Annotated in this window: 13 protein-coding genes; 3 read left to right on the top strand and 10 right to left on the bottom strand. The window is 67.0% G+C overall.

What is annotated here, in order from left to right; genetic code table 11:
* Positions 1–139 precede the first annotated feature (139 nt).
* On the bottom strand, positions 140–2,293 hold the full coding sequence (locus ASG20_RS12905) for a transglycosylase domain-containing protein (RefSeq protein ID WP_056053368.1): 2,154 nt from the start codon (positions 2,291–2,293) through the stop codon (positions 140–142).
* Between the two features lie 209 nt (positions 2,294–2,502).
* Here ASG20_RS12905 and ASG20_RS12900 point away from each other — a divergent pair, with 209 nt between their 5' ends.
* Complete coding sequence (locus ASG20_RS12900; protein ID WP_231420604.1) at positions 2,503–3,099, top strand: NADPH-dependent FMN reductase; 597 nt, start codon at positions 2,503–2,505, stop codon at positions 3,097–3,099.
* A 117-nt stretch (positions 3,100–3,216) separates the two neighbouring features.
* On the opposite strand, the gene ASG20_RS12895 is transcribed toward ASG20_RS12900, so the two are convergent.
* The 8 genes from ASG20_RS12895 to ASG20_RS12860 all read right to left on the bottom strand — a co-directional run bounded on the left by ASG20_RS12895 (position 3,217) and on the right by ASG20_RS12860 (position 10,408).
* Positions 3,217–4,248, bottom strand: a complete 1,032-nt coding sequence (locus ASG20_RS12895) for a sensor histidine kinase (protein WP_056053364.1) — start codon at positions 4,246–4,248, stop codon at positions 3,217–3,219.
* Entirely contained in the window at positions 4,245–4,685 is a 441-nt protein-coding gene (locus ASG20_RS12890) for a response regulator (protein ID WP_056053360.1), read from the bottom strand. The genes ASG20_RS12895 and ASG20_RS12890 overlap by 4 nt, the downstream gene beginning before the upstream one ends.
* Positions 4,682–6,172, bottom strand: coding sequence for a sensor histidine kinase (locus tag ASG20_RS12885; protein WP_330218676.1), 1,491 nt, complete (start codon positions 6,170–6,172; stop codon positions 4,682–4,684). Before ASG20_RS12885 ends, ASG20_RS12890 begins: the two co-directional genes overlap by 4 nt.
* Before the next feature lie 90 nt (positions 6,173–6,262).
* Positions 6,263–7,003: an exonuclease domain-containing protein gene (locus tag ASG20_RS12880; RefSeq protein ID WP_231420605.1), complete on the bottom strand. Its 741-nt coding sequence runs from the start codon at positions 7,001–7,003 to the stop codon at positions 6,263–6,265.
* 81 nt (positions 7,004–7,084) lie between these two features.
* Positions 7,085–7,534 (bottom strand): PH domain-containing protein, encoded by a 450-nt coding sequence (locus ASG20_RS12875; RefSeq protein WP_056053355.1) that lies wholly within the window; start codon positions 7,532–7,534, stop codon positions 7,085–7,087.
* Positions 7,535–7,906: 372 nt separating this feature from the next.
* On the bottom strand, positions 7,907–9,280 hold the full coding sequence (gene pgmG, locus ASG20_RS12870; RefSeq protein ID WP_056053352.1) for a phosphoglucomutase/phosphomannomutase PgmG: 1,374 nt from the start codon (positions 9,278–9,280) through the stop codon (positions 7,907–7,909).
* A 67-nt stretch (positions 9,281–9,347) separates the two neighbouring features.
* Entirely contained in the window at positions 9,348–9,602 is a 255-nt protein-coding gene (locus tag ASG20_RS12865; RefSeq protein WP_056053349.1) for a DnaJ domain-containing protein, read from the bottom strand.
* The gene (locus ASG20_RS12860; RefSeq protein WP_056053346.1) at positions 9,599–10,408 is read right to left on the bottom strand and encodes a division plane positioning ATPase MipZ; all 810 of its coding nucleotides are present in this window, start codon (positions 10,406–10,408) and stop codon (positions 9,599–9,601) included. Before ASG20_RS12860 ends, ASG20_RS12865 begins: the two co-directional genes overlap by 4 nt.
* Before the next feature lie 81 nt (positions 10,409–10,489).
* Between ASG20_RS12860 and panC the strand changes: the two genes are divergently transcribed.
* Together panC and ASG20_RS12850 are read left to right on the top strand one after the other, a co-directional pair.
* On the top strand, positions 10,490–11,341 hold the full coding sequence (panC, locus tag ASG20_RS12855; protein WP_056053344.1) for a pantoate--beta-alanine ligase: 852 nt from the start codon (positions 10,490–10,492) through the stop codon (positions 11,339–11,341).
* 78 nt (positions 11,342–11,419) lie between these two features.
* Positions 11,420–11,716 carry a sel1 repeat family protein gene (locus tag ASG20_RS12850; protein ID WP_056053341.1) on the top strand — a complete coding sequence of 99 codons (297 nt, stop codon included), beginning with the start codon at positions 11,420–11,422 and terminating at the stop codon, positions 11,714–11,716.
* A 162-nt stretch (positions 11,717–11,878) separates the two neighbouring features.
* Here the strand turns inward: ASG20_RS12850 and topA are convergent, their stop codons facing one another.
* The gene (gene topA / locus ASG20_RS12845) at positions 11,879–14,482 is read right to left on the bottom strand and encodes a type I DNA topoisomerase (RefSeq protein WP_056053336.1); all 2,604 of its coding nucleotides are present in this window, start codon (positions 14,480–14,482) and stop codon (positions 11,879–11,881) included.
* Positions 14,483–14,727: the final 245 nt, after the last annotated feature.

Genomic DNA, 14,727 nt, shown 5'->3' with positions numbered 1-14,727 from the left:
GGTAGGTAACGAAGGCCTGCGCGTCGTTACTGCAACCTTTCCAATTGGGCCCCGGCCTCCGCCGGGGTGGTGCCTGATAGCCGGGGTGGTGCCTAATCGCTGGGGTGGTGCTGAGTGACGGATGGCGTCGATCAGCAAACTACTGCCCTTCGTCGAACCCCGGCTCTTCCTCCGGAGGTCGGCGATCGTCGCGTGGGGGCGGGCCTTCCTGGCGGTCGCGGCGGGAGGGGCCGACCGAGATGGTGCCGTCCTCGCCCATCTTCAGGTTGAAGCCCATCCCCTCGATCTGCCCGCCTAGCGGCAGGATCGAATTGTCTTGCTCGTCTGCCGGCAACGCGTCGGGATCGACTTCCTCGACCGCGGGAGGAGGCGCGGCGATCGGGGCGATGCCCAGCGCGCTCTGCATGAAGTCGCGCCAGATCCGTGCCGGGATGCCGCCGCCCGACAGGCCGGGATTCGACGAATTGTCGTCGTTGCCGACCCACACGCCGACCACCAGATCGCGCGCGAAGCCGACGAACAGTGCATCCTTGTTGTCCGAGGTCGTGCCGGTCTTGCCGAACGCGTCGACCGTCAGGTTTGCGCCGCGCCCGGTGCCGGTGCGGATCGAGGCCGCCAAAAGATCGAGCATCTCGTCGTGGATCTTGTTCGGCATTTCGGTCGCGCCGCCGGTCAGTGACTGGTACCAGCCCTTCTCGCGGACGTCGGCAAGGCCGCGCGGCTGGACCGGATATTGCTCGCGCGCGATCGCGGCATAGGCGGCGGTGAGTTCGAGCAGCGATACCGTCGAGGTGCCGAGCCCGATCGTCGCCTCGCTCGGGATCGGCGTCGAGATGCCGAGGTCGCGCGCGGCCTTGATCACCGCTTTGACGCCAACCTGTTGCGTCAGCCGTGCCGCGGCGACGTTGGACGAGCGCGCGAACGCCTGGCGCAGCGTGATCGTCCCCTGATAGCGGCCGTCGCTGTTCTTCGGGGTCCAGTCGCCGATCGTCACCGGGCGGTCCTCGATCGTCGAATCGGGGGTGAGGCCCTGGCGCATCGCGGCGAGGTAGACGAACAGCTTGAAGGTCGAGCCGGGCTGGCGGCGGGCCTGCGTCGCGCGGTTGAACGGGCTTTTCGCGTAGTTCTTGCCGCCGATCATCGCGACGACGCGGCCATCGGGGCGCATCGCTACCAGCGCGACCTGTGCCTGACGCAATCCTGCGCGCGCGACAGTGCGCTCCGCCGCGCGTTGTAACCGCGGATCGAGCGTGGTCTGGACGGTCGCCTCGGTCTTGATCTCGCCGGCTTGGTCGCGCGCTTCGGGGAGGATCCAGTCGGCGAAATAGGTGCCGTTGGGGAGCTGCGACGGGCGGCTGCCGAGCACGCGCTGCGGCTGGACCGCGTCGCCCTCCGCCTTGGTGAGGAAGCCCGCGTCGACCATCGCGCCGACCACGACGGCTTCCCGCTTGCGCGCGCCTTCGAGGTTGGAGGTGGGCGCGAGGCGCGACGGTGCCTTGACTAGCCCGGCGAGCATCGCCGCCTGGCCCACGTTCAACTTGTCGGGGGTGCGGCCGAAATAATGCTTGGCAGCCGCGCTGATCCCGTAGGTGTTGTCGCCGAAATAGACGTTCGAGAGATAGCGCGAGAGGATCTCGTTCTTCGACAGCCATGCCTCGAGCCAGAACGCGATCATCGCCTCGCGGATTTTCCGCGTCGCGGTGCGGTCCGAGTCGAGGAACGCGTTCTTGGCCAGCTGTTGCGTGATCGTCGAGCCGCCCTGGCGTACGCCGCCCGAGCCCATGTTCGCCCATGCCGCACGCGCGATGCCGCGCGGGTCGACGCCCCAGTGCGAATAGAAGCGCCGGTCCTCGATCGCGAGGAACGCCTGCGTCACGTGCGGCGGGAGCTTCGAGGCGTCGACCGACTTGCCGATGATCGCGCCGCGCCGCGCGATCGGCGTGCCGTCGTCCGCGGTCAGTGTGATCGAGGGCGGTGTTGGCGGCTGGAGCGACTTCGACAGCGGCGCGGTGATCGCAAGCCAGATGACCGCGATCACCAGCAGGACGATGCCGATCCCCGCTCCGCGCAGGACCCAGCGACCGATCGGACGCTTGCGCCGCGGCACGCGGGCGGTGGCGTAGGGCGCCGCATCGCGGTCGTCATATGACCCGGACTCGTCACTATCGCGCTCGGCTTCGTATTTCTGGCGCAGGCGTTCGCGTTCGGTGATCAGTCGCTCGCGCTCATAGGCATAGGGCTCGCGGTCGCCGCGCGAACTGGAACGGTCGGGGTCGAAGGGATCGGGGCGCATCGGATCGTTCCAGGTCGGCCAAGCGGCGGACTTTTAGTGTGTTATCGTTCTATGACAGCTCGGGCAAGCCTATGCGCATGCCTAACGTGTACCGGGGCTTAGCGACAGCGTCCGTGGTGTTCGCGTGACGAGAACCGACCGAAGCCCTGTTGTCATCGCGCGGCGAAACGGGGAAGAGCGTGTCGATGACGTTCGAACAGGATGAAACCGTGGCCGCTTCCGACACTCTCCCCGCCATTCTGCCGGTGGTCGTTGGCATCGGCGGCACGATCGGCGGCGTCTCGTCGACCGAGCGTGCACTCCGGATCGCGCTCGATGCGGTCGAGAAGCAGGGCTATCGCACGCAGATGTTCGGCGGCGCCGACATGGCGCGGCTGCCGCTCTACGATCCGAAGGCGACGACGCGGACCGCGGACGAACGCGCGTTCGTCGAGGCCGTGCGCGGTGCATCGGCGGTGATCATCGCCAGCCCGGGCTATCACGGCAGCATCTCCGGCGTGGTGAAGAACGCGCTCGACCTGCTCGAGGAGACCGCGCGCGACGAACGCCCGTATCTGGCGGACATGCCGGTCGGGCTGATCGCCACGGCGTATGGCTGGCAGGCGACCGGCAGCACGATCGCGGCGCTGCGCTCGATCGTCCACGCGCTGCGCGGCTGGCCGACGCCGTTCGCGGCGGCGATCAATACGCAGGTGACGAAGTTCGATGACGAGGGCGGCGCGAACGATCCCGCGGTGATCGAGCAATTGTGCCTGGTCGGACGTCAGGTGGCACGGTTCGCGCCGTTGTCGGAGCCGGCGAACTAACAGGTTTGCGCTATCGTCCGTTCGCCCTGAGCGCAGTCGAAGGGCATGTCCCAAGCGAGGGTGCTTCGACTTCGCTCAGCACGAACGGGGTAGGGGAGTTCTGAGGCTTGGTACCCGCTACCGCACCGCCGCGCGGAGGGTGGCGCGGACGCCGGTGTGGGTGGGGTCGTATTCGACGATCGACTGCAGGCTCTGCGCCATCGCGCGGATCAGCTTCGTGCCGAGCCCGGTGCCGCGCGGCGTCGCGTCCTCGGGGATGCCGCAGCCATCGTCCTCGACCGCGAGCAGGAAGACGTCGTCGTCGATCCGGCGGAGCGCCACGCGGATTTCGCCGCCGCTGTTGGGGTAGGCGTATTTGCACGCGTTGGTGACGAGTTCGGTGACGATCACGCCGAGCGACACCGCGCGGTCGGTGGGCAGGCGGATCGGTTCGGCGGCGAGGCTCAAGGCGCGGGGGAGCGCTTCGGTCGACCAGGTCTCGGCAAGTTCGTCGACCAGCGCGCGGAGATATTCCTGCATGTCGACGCTCTCGACGTCGTTGCTGGTGTAGAGCCGGCGGTGGACCTGCGCGATCGCCTGGATGCGGCGCTGCGTATCCTCCAGCGCCTCACGCGCGGAAGGGTCGGTCAGCGCGGTCGCCTGGAGTCGGACCATCGCCGAGACGAGTTGCAGCGAGTTGGCGACGCGGTGGTTCACCTCGCCCAGCAGCGCCTCTAGCCGCGCGTTGCTGGCCCGGAGGTCGGCTTCGGCGGACGCCTTTTCCTGTTCGAGCAGGGCACGCGCGCGGACCTGTTCGAACGAGGCGGCGAGCAGGTCGAAGAAATCGTCGCCGACCGTCTTCACGACGTAATCGGCGGCACCCGCCTTCAGTGCGGCGACCGCGATGCGGCCTTCCTCGGAGCCGGTGACGTACACCACGGGGGGCGGATCGGGCAGGCGGCGGAGCGCTTCGAGGGTCTCGAGACCGTCCATGCCGGGCATGTAATGGTCGACCGCGATCAGGTCGAAGCGTTCTGCGGCGGCCTTCACGACACCCTCGGCCCCCGTCTCGGCGACCGTCATCCGGTAGCCGCGGCGCTCCAGGGCACGCGCCGCCAGCCGCCGGATGCCGGCGTCGTCGTCGATGTAGAGGACGCGCGTTTCGCTCACTCGGCTTCGGGGACCTGGATCACCGACAGGAACAGCCCGAGCTGGCGGATCGCCTGCGCGAAGCTCTCATAGTTGACGGGCTTGGTGATGTAGACGTTGCAGCCAAGATCGTAGCAGCGCTCGATCTCGACCTTGTCGTCGGTGGTGGTGAGCACGACGACCGGCGTGCGCTTGAGCGGGCTGCCCTCGGCCTTGATCCGGGCGAGGATGTCGGTGCCGCTCATGTCGGGCAGGTTCAAGTCGAGCAGGATCATCGCCGGGCCGCTTTTCGCGGGGCCATCGGCGGCGTTGAACAGGAAGTCGAGCGCGGTAGTGCCGTCGGTGAAGTGGCGGATATCGTTCAGGATCCCGGCGCGGCGAATGTTCTTCTCGATGAGGCGGGCATGACCCTCGTCATCCTCGATCATCACGATGCCGACGGTCTTGTGATCGTTCATGCTGCGTCCTGGATAGTCATGTGGGTCGGCAGGTTGAGCCGGAAGGTCGCGCCGTCGCCGAGCGTCGACTGCACGTCGATCGTACCGCCCAGACGATAGGCAAGTGCGCGGACATGCGCGAGTCCGATGCCTTCGCCCGGCTGGTCCTGCGCGCCCGAGCGGCGGAACAGGTCGAACACGCGCTGGTGATCGCGCGGATCGATGCCGCGGCCGTTGTCGACCACCGACAGGATCACGCGGCCGCGTTCGGTATGGCCCTTGACCGTGATTTCGCCGGGGCGGCCCGGTTTCAGGTATTTGGTCGCGTTCTCGATCAGGTTCGACAGGATCTGTTCGAGCGCGAGGCGATCGGTGACGATGGCCGGCATCGGCCGCTCGACGCGCACCACCGCACCGCGATCGTCGACGATGTGCTGCATCGCGCCGACGATCGTGTCGACCAGTTGCGCAGGGTCGATATGCTCGAGCGCGATCGTCCGGCGGCCTTCGCGCGCCAGCTTGAGGATGGCGTTGATGAGCCGGTCCATTTTCTGCGTCGAGGTGCGGATGAAGCCGATCGCCTCGGGCAGGTCCTCGCGCGCCGCCAACCGCGCGTCTTCCGTCAGGATGTGCGGCGCTTCGGCCTCGGCGCGATCGACCAGCTCGGCGAGCGGCCCGGCGGCGGTCGCGAGTTCGGCGGTGAAGCCCATCACGTTGACCAAGGGCGAACGCAGATCGTGGCTGACGATATAGGCGAAGCGCTGGATCTCCTCGTTCGCGCGGCTGAGGTCGGCGGTGCGTTCCACGACCTGCTCCTCAAGCGTCTCGTTGAGGGTGCGCAGGCTGTCGCGCGAGGCGGCGAGGTCGGCGGTGTAGCGGCGGATCAGCAGGACCGCGAGGATCGCGACGATCAGCAGCAACGCCGCGGCGAGCCCGGCGACCGAGAGGAACAGTGCACTGGTGCTTTGCTGGCGTTCGGTGCGGATCGCGAGCAGGCGGACTTCGTCGGCGGCCATCGCCTGGAGGCGGTAGCGGATGCCGCGCATCAACGGCACGCTGGCATCGACCGCGAACCGGCGCTGCGCTTCGGCGATCCGACCCGAGGCGACCAGGGTCATCGATTGCGTCCGGAGCGCGCGCAACTGGACGAAGCGCGGCTGGATCAGGGCGAGGCGCGCGATCTGGTTGGGGTTGTCGCGGGTCAGGTGGCGCAGCTTGCGGATCGACGGCACGAGGTTGCCTGCGGTTCGTGCGTAGGCGGTGGCGAACAGCGGCTTGCCGGCGAGGATATAGCCGCGCCGCGCGGTCTCGGACTGCTCCATCTGGATCTGGAGCGTGGCGACGGCCTGGCGGACGTCCTGCGTGTGGAGGATCTCGGCGGTATAGGTGTGGTTGCGGACGGTGATCCAGCCGATCGCGATCGCCGCGGCGGCCAGCGCGATGAAGCCGAGCGTCATGAACGCGACCAGCCAGCGTGCGACCCGCCCCTCCGACGACGGTAATTTCAAGCGTACGCGGACCATAGGGGGTGGGGTGTAGGCGGGCGGAGGTCGTTACGCCAGCGATACTGACGCGTCCGCAGAGACGACCATATTGATCTAGAGCAGCAGGTCCTGCGCACTCGCCTTGCCGACGCGACCGCCGCCGCTGCGCCGGTCCATCTCGTGGTTGGCGGTGAAGCGGATATCGGGATCGCGGTCGGTCATGAACGCCATCAGCGTCTCGTGATCGAGCTCGGACCATTCCTTGCCACGATCGGGGCCGTAGCGGACGCGCGGGATCAGGCCGGGGTCGCGCGACCATTCGACGAGCTGGGCGAAACTCGCCTCGTTGAGCATGTCCCGCAGGTGGAACGCGGTGACGTAGGCGTCGGGGAACGCGCGGTGCGCGGGGAGGCCGCGTTCGTGCTCCATGCCGTGCGGCTTGCGCCAGTAGCGCAGCACCTGATTGGAGAAGCTCGGCGAGTCGGGCCAGAGGCGGAGCGCGCATTTCCACGTGCAGATCCACTCGGCGTCGCGGGTGAGCGCGGGGGTGCAGAATTTCTGCTCGAAATCGGCGCGATGAGCGGCGAGCGCGAGCCGGCGTGGCCACGGGTCGAGCACCTGGCGGGCGCAATCATGCCAATACGGCGCGTCGGCGACATGCTCGTCGAGGATGTGGTGGATCGCCTGAGTCACGGGCGGGATCAGCCGGCCTGGATTGACGAGCAGGCTGCCGCCTTCGCCGTAGATCTCCCAGCGGCCGTCCTCGCCGAGCGCGACGTCCTGCCAGCCGATCTCGCAGACGCCGTGGGCGGGCGGGGCCGAGCCGGTGGTCTCGAGGTCGACGACCCGGATCATCTGGGGTTGCGGCCTAGGCTTGGAATATGCGGGCTTGGGATAGGGGGGCGCCATGCCCGCCATGTGGGGACAAAAGCGCGCTTAATCCAGCGCGTATGAGTCATCCACGTCGAGTTCGCGGACGCCGCGGCGCTGGCGGGCGCGGTCGACCAGTTTGCGCAAGCCTTCGCGACGGTCGCGTGCCATCGGGATGTCGCGGAGGGTGAACTCGCCGCCTGCCGTCGTGCGGTCGCTCGAGGTGAGGATGATCGTGCCGATGTCGGTCATCTGGTTGAGCAGCGAATAGCCGAGCCGGACGTCCTTGATCCGGTAGAGCTCGATCTCGTCGATCGTCTTGAACAGGATGCCGCGCTTGATGATCAGGCGCTGGTCGGTGATCTCGTAGCTGGCGCTGCGGTTCTTGAGCCAGCGGATGCCGATGAGGACGAAGCCCACGCCGGCGAGACAGGTGAGGAGGCTGCCCCAACCGGCAAGGCTGCCGAGCAGCCAGCGCCGCGTGCTGGAGCGGAATTCGTCGACTGGGCGCTCCACTGGGGGACTCCTTGGGGTGGTGGCGGGACGGTAGGCGAGGGCGGTGGTGAGTCAATCATGTGTGGCTGTCGCCAACACAACGCCGTCATTGCCACCTCATCGTCATCCCCGCGGAGGCGGGGATCCATAGTCTCCGAACGGTCGTGATACATTGGGAGGCCAGCCAGTCTGGGTTCACGCGTCCGCGGGAATGACGGGGGGCACTTCACTACTCGCAGCATGTACTTCGTCTAATTCTGCGAGCGCCCTCTCCACCAGCACCACCCCGGCGGAGGCCGGGGCCCAGTTGGGGGAGGTTGCTAACGGAAGACAGCGCGCAGTTACTTCCACCTTTCCACTTGGGCCCCGGCCTTCGCCGGGGTGGCGGCCGTGTTACGGTACCGATCTCACAACACCGCTGACCGCGAGTTGTGCGTCGACCTCCGCCAGTAGCGCATCAAGCGCCGCCTGGTCCTTTGCCTCGGCACGTACCGTCAGCATTGCCTGCGTGTTCGAGGCTCGCAGCAGCCACCACCCGTTGGCGGTCGTCACCCTCGCACCATCCGTGAGGTCCATCTCCGCCCCTTCGGATTTCAACCGAGCGATCACCTCGTCCACCACCACGAACTTGCGCGCGTCCTCGACTGGAAACCGCAGGTCCGGCGTCGCGACCAGCGCGGGCATCGCGTCGCGCAACTCGGTCAGCGACCGCCCCGACAGATGCACCGCACGGATCAGCCGCACCGCAGCATAGTGCGCGTCGTCGAAGCCGTAATATTCGCCGGCGAAGAACAGGTGCCCGCTCAACTCCCCGCCGATCGGCGCGCCGGTGCGCGTCATCGCGGTCTTCATCAGGCTGTGGCCTGTGGCGGCCATCACCGGCTCGCCGCCCAACGCCGTGATTCGGTCGAACAACGCCTGCGAGGACTTCGCGTCGGCGACGATCGGCGCACCGGGGTGCTCGCGCAGCGCAGGTTCGACCAATATGGAGAGAATCTGATCCCCCCAGATCACGCGTCCCAACCCGTCGACCGCACCGATCCGATCACCGTCGCCGTCGAAGGCCACTCCGAAATCGAGCTTCTTCTCCGCGACCAGGCGTTTCAGATCGGCGAGGTTCGCCTCTTCGGTAGGATCGGGATGATGGTTGGGAAAATTGCCGTCGACTTCGGCGAAGATCACATGATGCTCACCCGGCAGCAATTGCACGAGCTTCTCGATCACCGGGCCGGCCGCGCCGTTACCCGTGTCCCAGCCGATCCGGAACGCGCCGCCCGCATAGCCCGCCATCAGCCGCCCGATATAGGCGTCGAGGACGTCCGCGGTCGTAACCTCGCCCGCGCCTTCGCTCCAGGTGCCCGATGCGGCGAGCGCGGCGAGGTCCTGGATGTCGTCGCCGAAAAATGGCGCGTGGGCGTGCACCATCTTGAAGCCGTTATATTCGGGGGGATTGTGGCTGCCGGTTACCTGGATGCCGCCGTCCACTTCTAGCGTCGCTTCGGCGTAATAGAGCATCGGCGTGGAGCTGAGGCCGATGCGGACGACGTCGACGCCGCCTGCGACGAGGCCGGAGACGAGCGCGGCTTCCAGTTCGGGCGAGGAGTTGCGGCCGTCATAGCCGACCGCGACGCGGGTGCCGCCCGCCGCGCGTATGCGGGTGGCGAAGCCTCGGCCGATCGCCACGGCGTCGGCGGGGCCGAGCGCTTTGCCGACGATCCCGCGGATGTCGTATTCGCGGAGCGAGGTCGGGTCGAACTGGTGGGTCATTGGCCTGTCTTTCCGTTCGTGCAGAGTTTGTCCTTCGACTTCGCTCAGGACGAACGGCGGTTTGAGGTTAGCGCGCGCGCTTCAGGAGGAGGTCGCGCGCGGCGTTCACTCGACGGGTCAGGTCGGTCGAGCCGCCGCGGTCGGGGTGGACCGAGGCGATCAGGCGGCGGTGGGCGCTGCGGATCGCGTCGGCGTTCGCGCTGCTGTCTATGCCGAGGATCGAGCGGGCCTCCGCTTCATCCGTTACGACGCGCTGCTTCGGCTTGGGGCGGAGATAATGCCACGCCGCCCAAATAAACAGCGCGGCGACGATCCACTTCACGCAGCGACGTCCGGCGCTTGCTCGACAACTTCGGGCAATTGCAACGCGGCCATCATCTCGCGCAATTCCTGGCGTGCCGCGACATGCGCGAGGCCCATGCTACCGAACGCCTTCGCATCGATCATCGTCAGCCCGGCGGGGAACATCTCGCGGTAGATCACGCGCTCGCCGAGCCCCGGGATGATCCGGAAGCCGACGCGCTTCGCCAGTTGCGCAAGCGCGTCCGACACGCGGCGCATGTTGCGCGCCTCGATATGCTGAAGGCGGTTGCGCAGTACGACCCAGTCGATCGTCGTGCCGTCAGCGCGCGCGCGCTGTTTCCGCGCGTCCCAAATCAGTTCGGAATAGAAGCTCGGGCGCGTCACCTGGTAGGTCTCGGGATCGACCTGGCCGATCAGGTCGAAGTCGACGAAGCTGTCGTTCATCGGCGTGACCAGCGTGTTCGCCAGTGCGGCTGCTGTGCGCGCGAACGGATCGTCGCGGCCGGGGGTGTCGACGACGAGGAAGTCCGAGCCCTCGCACAGCGAGTGCCAGAGGTCCTCGAACTGGTCCTCGCTCTGGTCGGACAGCGTCGCATGGCGCGGCATCGGCAGCACCGAGCCGTTGCGCCTCATCGTCTCGGCGCGGTTGTCGAGATAGCGGCCGACGGTGCGTTGGCGGTGATCCAGATCAAGACACGCGACGCGTGCACCCTTGGCAGCAAGCGCGATCGCGACGTGGACCGCGGTCGTCGACTTGCCGGTGCCGCCCTTCTCGTTGGCGAACACGATCACGTGCGGCGAAGCTAGGGGTGAGTCAGGGCCCATGGCCAACGCGCGTTTCCTTATTGATCGAGACTGTCACCCTTCATAGAAGCCGCGACCGCACTTATCGAGTAGGAGTTTCACGTGGACACCGTCCGGGACCTTAATGCGTTGCGCGACAGCGTCGCCGCCTTCCGTGCGGCGGGGCAGCGCGTCGCGCTCGTCCCGACGATGGGCGCGCTCCACGCCGGCCATGTCGCGCTGATCGAGGCGGCGAAGCGGCCGGGGACCAAGGTCGTCGCGTCGATCTTCGTCAACCCGACGCAGTTCGGCCCGAGCGAGGATCTGTCGCGCTATCCGCGGCGCGAGATGGCCGATATCCGGATGCTCAACGAAGCCGGGTGCGACCTGCTCTGGCTGCCGTCGGTCGAGACGATGTATCCCGATGGCTTCGCGACGTCGGTGCGCGTCTCGGGTGTCAGCGATGGGTTCGACGGCGCCTCGCGGCCCGGCCACTTCGACGGTGTCGCGACGGTCGTGTCGAAGCTGTTCAACCAGGTCGGCCCCGACGCCGCGTATTTCGGCGAGAAGGATTACCAGCAGCTGGCGGTCGTCCGGCGGTTCGTCGCCGATCTCGATTTCGCGATCGATATCGTCGGGGTGCCGACGCAGCGCGACGACGACGGTTTGGCGATGTCGTCGCGCAACATCTACCTCGACGACGAGCAGCGCAAGCAGGCGGTGGCCTTGCCGCGGGCTCTGGGTGTGGCCGCGCGGGCGATCGCGAAGGGCGAGGACGTCGAGTCGGTGCTCGACGATGCGCGGACGACGTTGGTCGGGGCGGGGTTCACCATTGATTACGTCGCGCTGGCGGATGCCGAGACGCTGTCCGAGAACCCTGCGGCGGAGCGTCCGCGGCGGTTGCTGGCGGCGGCACGGATGGGCGCGACGCGGTTGATCGATAACATCGTGATCGAGGCGCCAGACGCGTTGTAAAAAACGGGCGTTAACCCATTAACCATTTCGTAGCCCGAATCACGGCACTCTGTCCTCACGAACATTGGGGGCAAGACCATGGGCAGCAGTTTCAAGAACGCGAATATCGGAATCGAACGCCGTCTGGCGGATGCCGCGCGCGGCGACGACCGGGCGTGTTACGAACTGGGGATGGTGTATTCGACGGGGACTTCGGGTGTCGTCCTCGACCTGATCGAGGCGCACAAGTGGTTCAACCTGGCGGCGGTGTCGGGGAACATCGCCGCGCAGGAATGCCGGGCTGAGATCGCCGAGGACATGACCGCGCGGGAGATCTCGGTGGCGCAGCGCGCCGCGCGGGATTGGATGCAGTTGACGCAACGCCGGGCTGCTTGATCCTCCCCGGAACGGGGAGGGGGACCGTTCGCCGCTTGGCGAAGGGTGGAGGGGGATTACCGCGAACGTAGCGTTCGTGAGGCTTACCTTACGCAGCGGTGCTTTTGGGGAAGCGCCCCTCCACCATCCTTTGGATGGTCCCCCTCCCCTTGCAGGGGAGGATTAGGCTTCCGCTTTCTTCTTCGGTGCGGCTTTCTTGGCGGGGGCCTTTTTAGCCGGCGCTTTCTTCGCTGGAGCCTTCGCCTCAGCGGCATCCTTGGCCGGTGCCTTCTTTGCCGCCGGCTTCTTGGCGGGCGCTTTCTTCTTCTTCGTTGCCGGCGCCGCGGCGGCGCGTGCGTCGATCAGCGACGCGGCTTCCTCGAGCGTCAGCTGGTCCTTCTCGATCGACTTGGGCAGGGTCGCGTTGGTCGTGCCGTCGGTGACGTAGGCGCCGTAGCGGCCTTCCATTAGCTTGATCTCGGCCTCGGTGCGCGGATGGTTGCCGAGGATCTTTAGCGGGGCCTGAGCCCCGCGCGCGGTGCGTCCTCCGCCGGCTGCGGCTTCCGCGAGCTTTACGACCGCGGCGTTCATGCCCGTCTCGAACACGTCCGCGGTCGTCTGGAGCCGCGCGTATTTGCCCGCGTGCTTCAGATACGGGCCAAACTTGCCAATCGTCGAGATGATCGGTTCGCCGGTCTCGGGATGGTTGCCGACCGTCCGGGGGAGCGACAGCAGCTTGACCGCCCATTCCAGATTGAGCTCGCCGATGTCCTTCGGGATCGACGCCATCTTGCGATCTTCGCCTTCGCCGATCTGCAGATACGGGCCGAAGCGTCCTGACTTGCGCTCGATCGGCTGGCCGGTGTCCGGGTGCGTGCCGAGCGTCGACGGGCCGGCATCTGCCTCGGCGTCGCCACCGGGTTGCGCGAACCGACGCGTGTATTTGCACTCGGGGTAGTTCGAGCAGGCGATGAACGCGCCGAACTTGCCGCCGCGCAGCGCCAGCTGGCCCTCGCCGCAGTTCGGGCAGAGACGCGGATCGCCGCCGTCCGCCTTTGCCGGGAACAGGTATGGCGCGAGGAAGGTGTCGAGCTCGGCGGTGATCGCGGAGGGCTGCTGCTCCATCACCTCGTTGGTGCGCGGCTTGAAATCGCGCCAGAACGCATCGAGCACCGACTGCCACTGTGCGCGGCCGCCCGAGACGTCGTCGAGTTCTTCCTCCAGCTCGGCGGTGTAGTCGTAGCCGACGTACTTCTCGAAGAAGCGCTCTAGGAACGCCGTCACCAGGCGCCCGCTTTCCTCGGCGAAGAAGCGGTTCTTCTCGATCCGGACGTAGGCGCGGTCCTTCAGCGTCTTGATGATCGACGCATAGGTGGACGGGCGGCCGATGCCGAGTTCTTCCATCCGCTTGACCAGCGAGGCTTCGGAGAAGCGTGGCGGCGGCTGGGTGAAGTGCTGCTCGGCGTCGACCTTCTTCTTGGCGGGCGCATCGCCTTCGCGCATCCGCGGCAGGCGGCGGGCGTCCTCGTCGGCCGAGTCATCAGACCCTTCCTCGTACAGCGCGAGGTAGCCGGGGAAGAGCACGACCTGGCCGGTGGCGCGCAGGATGTTGCGGCCGGTGCCGTCGGCCATCTCGACCGTCGTGCGCTCCATGCGGGCGGACGCCATCTGGCTGGCGAGCGCGCGCTTGAAGATCAGGTCGTAGAGGCGCGCGTGATCGCCGCCGCCGGCCTTGTCCTTGCCGAAGTCGGTCGGGCGGATCGCCTCGTGCGCTTCCTGCGCGTTCTTCGCCTTCGACTGATATTGCCGCGGCTTGTCGGGGACATAGCTCGCGTCGAAGCGGTTCGCGACGGCGAGGCGCGCGGCGCTGATCGCGCTCGAATCCATCTGCACGCCGTCGGTACGCATGTAGGTGATCGCGCCGTCCTCGTAGAGACCCTGCGCGATCCGCATCGTGTGATCCGCCGAGAAACCGAGTTTGCGCGAGGCTTCCTGCTGCAACGTCGACGTCGTGAATGGCGGCGGCGGGTTGCGACTGGCGGGCTTGGTCTCGACCGACTGAACCGAGAAATTGCCGTCGAGCACCGCCTGCTTGGCGCGCAGGGCATCGCCTTCGTTGCCGATCGAGAGGCGGTCAAGCTTGTTGCCCTCGAACTGCGTCAGCCGCGACGTGAACGCGGTGCCGTCATGCTCCATCTCGGCCGTCACCGACCAGTATTCCTGCGGCTTGAACACGTCGATCTCGCGCTCGCGCTGGACAATCAGGCGCAGCGACACCGACTGGACGCGGCCGGCGGACTTCGCGCCGGGCAGCTTGCGCCACAGTACGGGGGACAGCGTGAAGCCGACCAGGTAGTCGAGCGCACGGCGGGCGCGGTAGGCGTCGATCAGATCGTCGTCCAACTCGCGCGGGTTCTTCATCGCCTCGGTGACGGTCGCCTTGGTGATCGCGTTGAACGTGACGCGCTCGACCTCCTTGGGCAGCGCTTTCCGCGCCCGCAGGACCTCACGAACATGCCACGAGATCGCCTCGCCCTCGCGATCTGGATCGGTCGCGAGGATCAGGCGGTCGGCAAGCTTGGCGAGATCGGTGATCGCCTTCAGCTGCTTCGACTTGTCCGCATAATTCTCCCACGTCATCGCGAAGGCGTCGTCGGGATCGACCGAGCCGTCCTTGGGCGGCAGGTCGCGGACATGGCCGTAGCTGGCCAGGACGCGGTAATCGCTGCCCAGATACTTCTCGATGGTTTTGGCCTTGGCAGGCGATTCGACGATGACAAGCTGCATGGGGAAACCGGGGTCCTTACGTGTACGCGTACGAGGGTGGGGACGAAGGGGCAGTGCCGTCAACCCGCAGAGGGTTCAGAGTGAAGTGCAGAAAGTGCAGACGCTGGCGCGGGTTTTCCAGAGGGTCGCGAGCGAGAGGGTGCGAGATCGGCAGCATATCCTTTGAGGATGGCAGGCTGCGGCGATGCAGGACAGCGTCCGCGAAACCGCCGGCACGGGCCACCGGTTTGAGCCTTTGCCGAAGT

Source organism: Sphingomonas sp. Leaf198, from assembly GCF_001424005.1.
Lineage (GTDB): Bacteria > Pseudomonadota > Alphaproteobacteria > Sphingomonadales > Sphingomonadaceae > Sphingomonas.
Note: the sequence above shows the minus strand (reverse complement) of the source record. Positions and strands in the feature narration are given on the sequence as shown.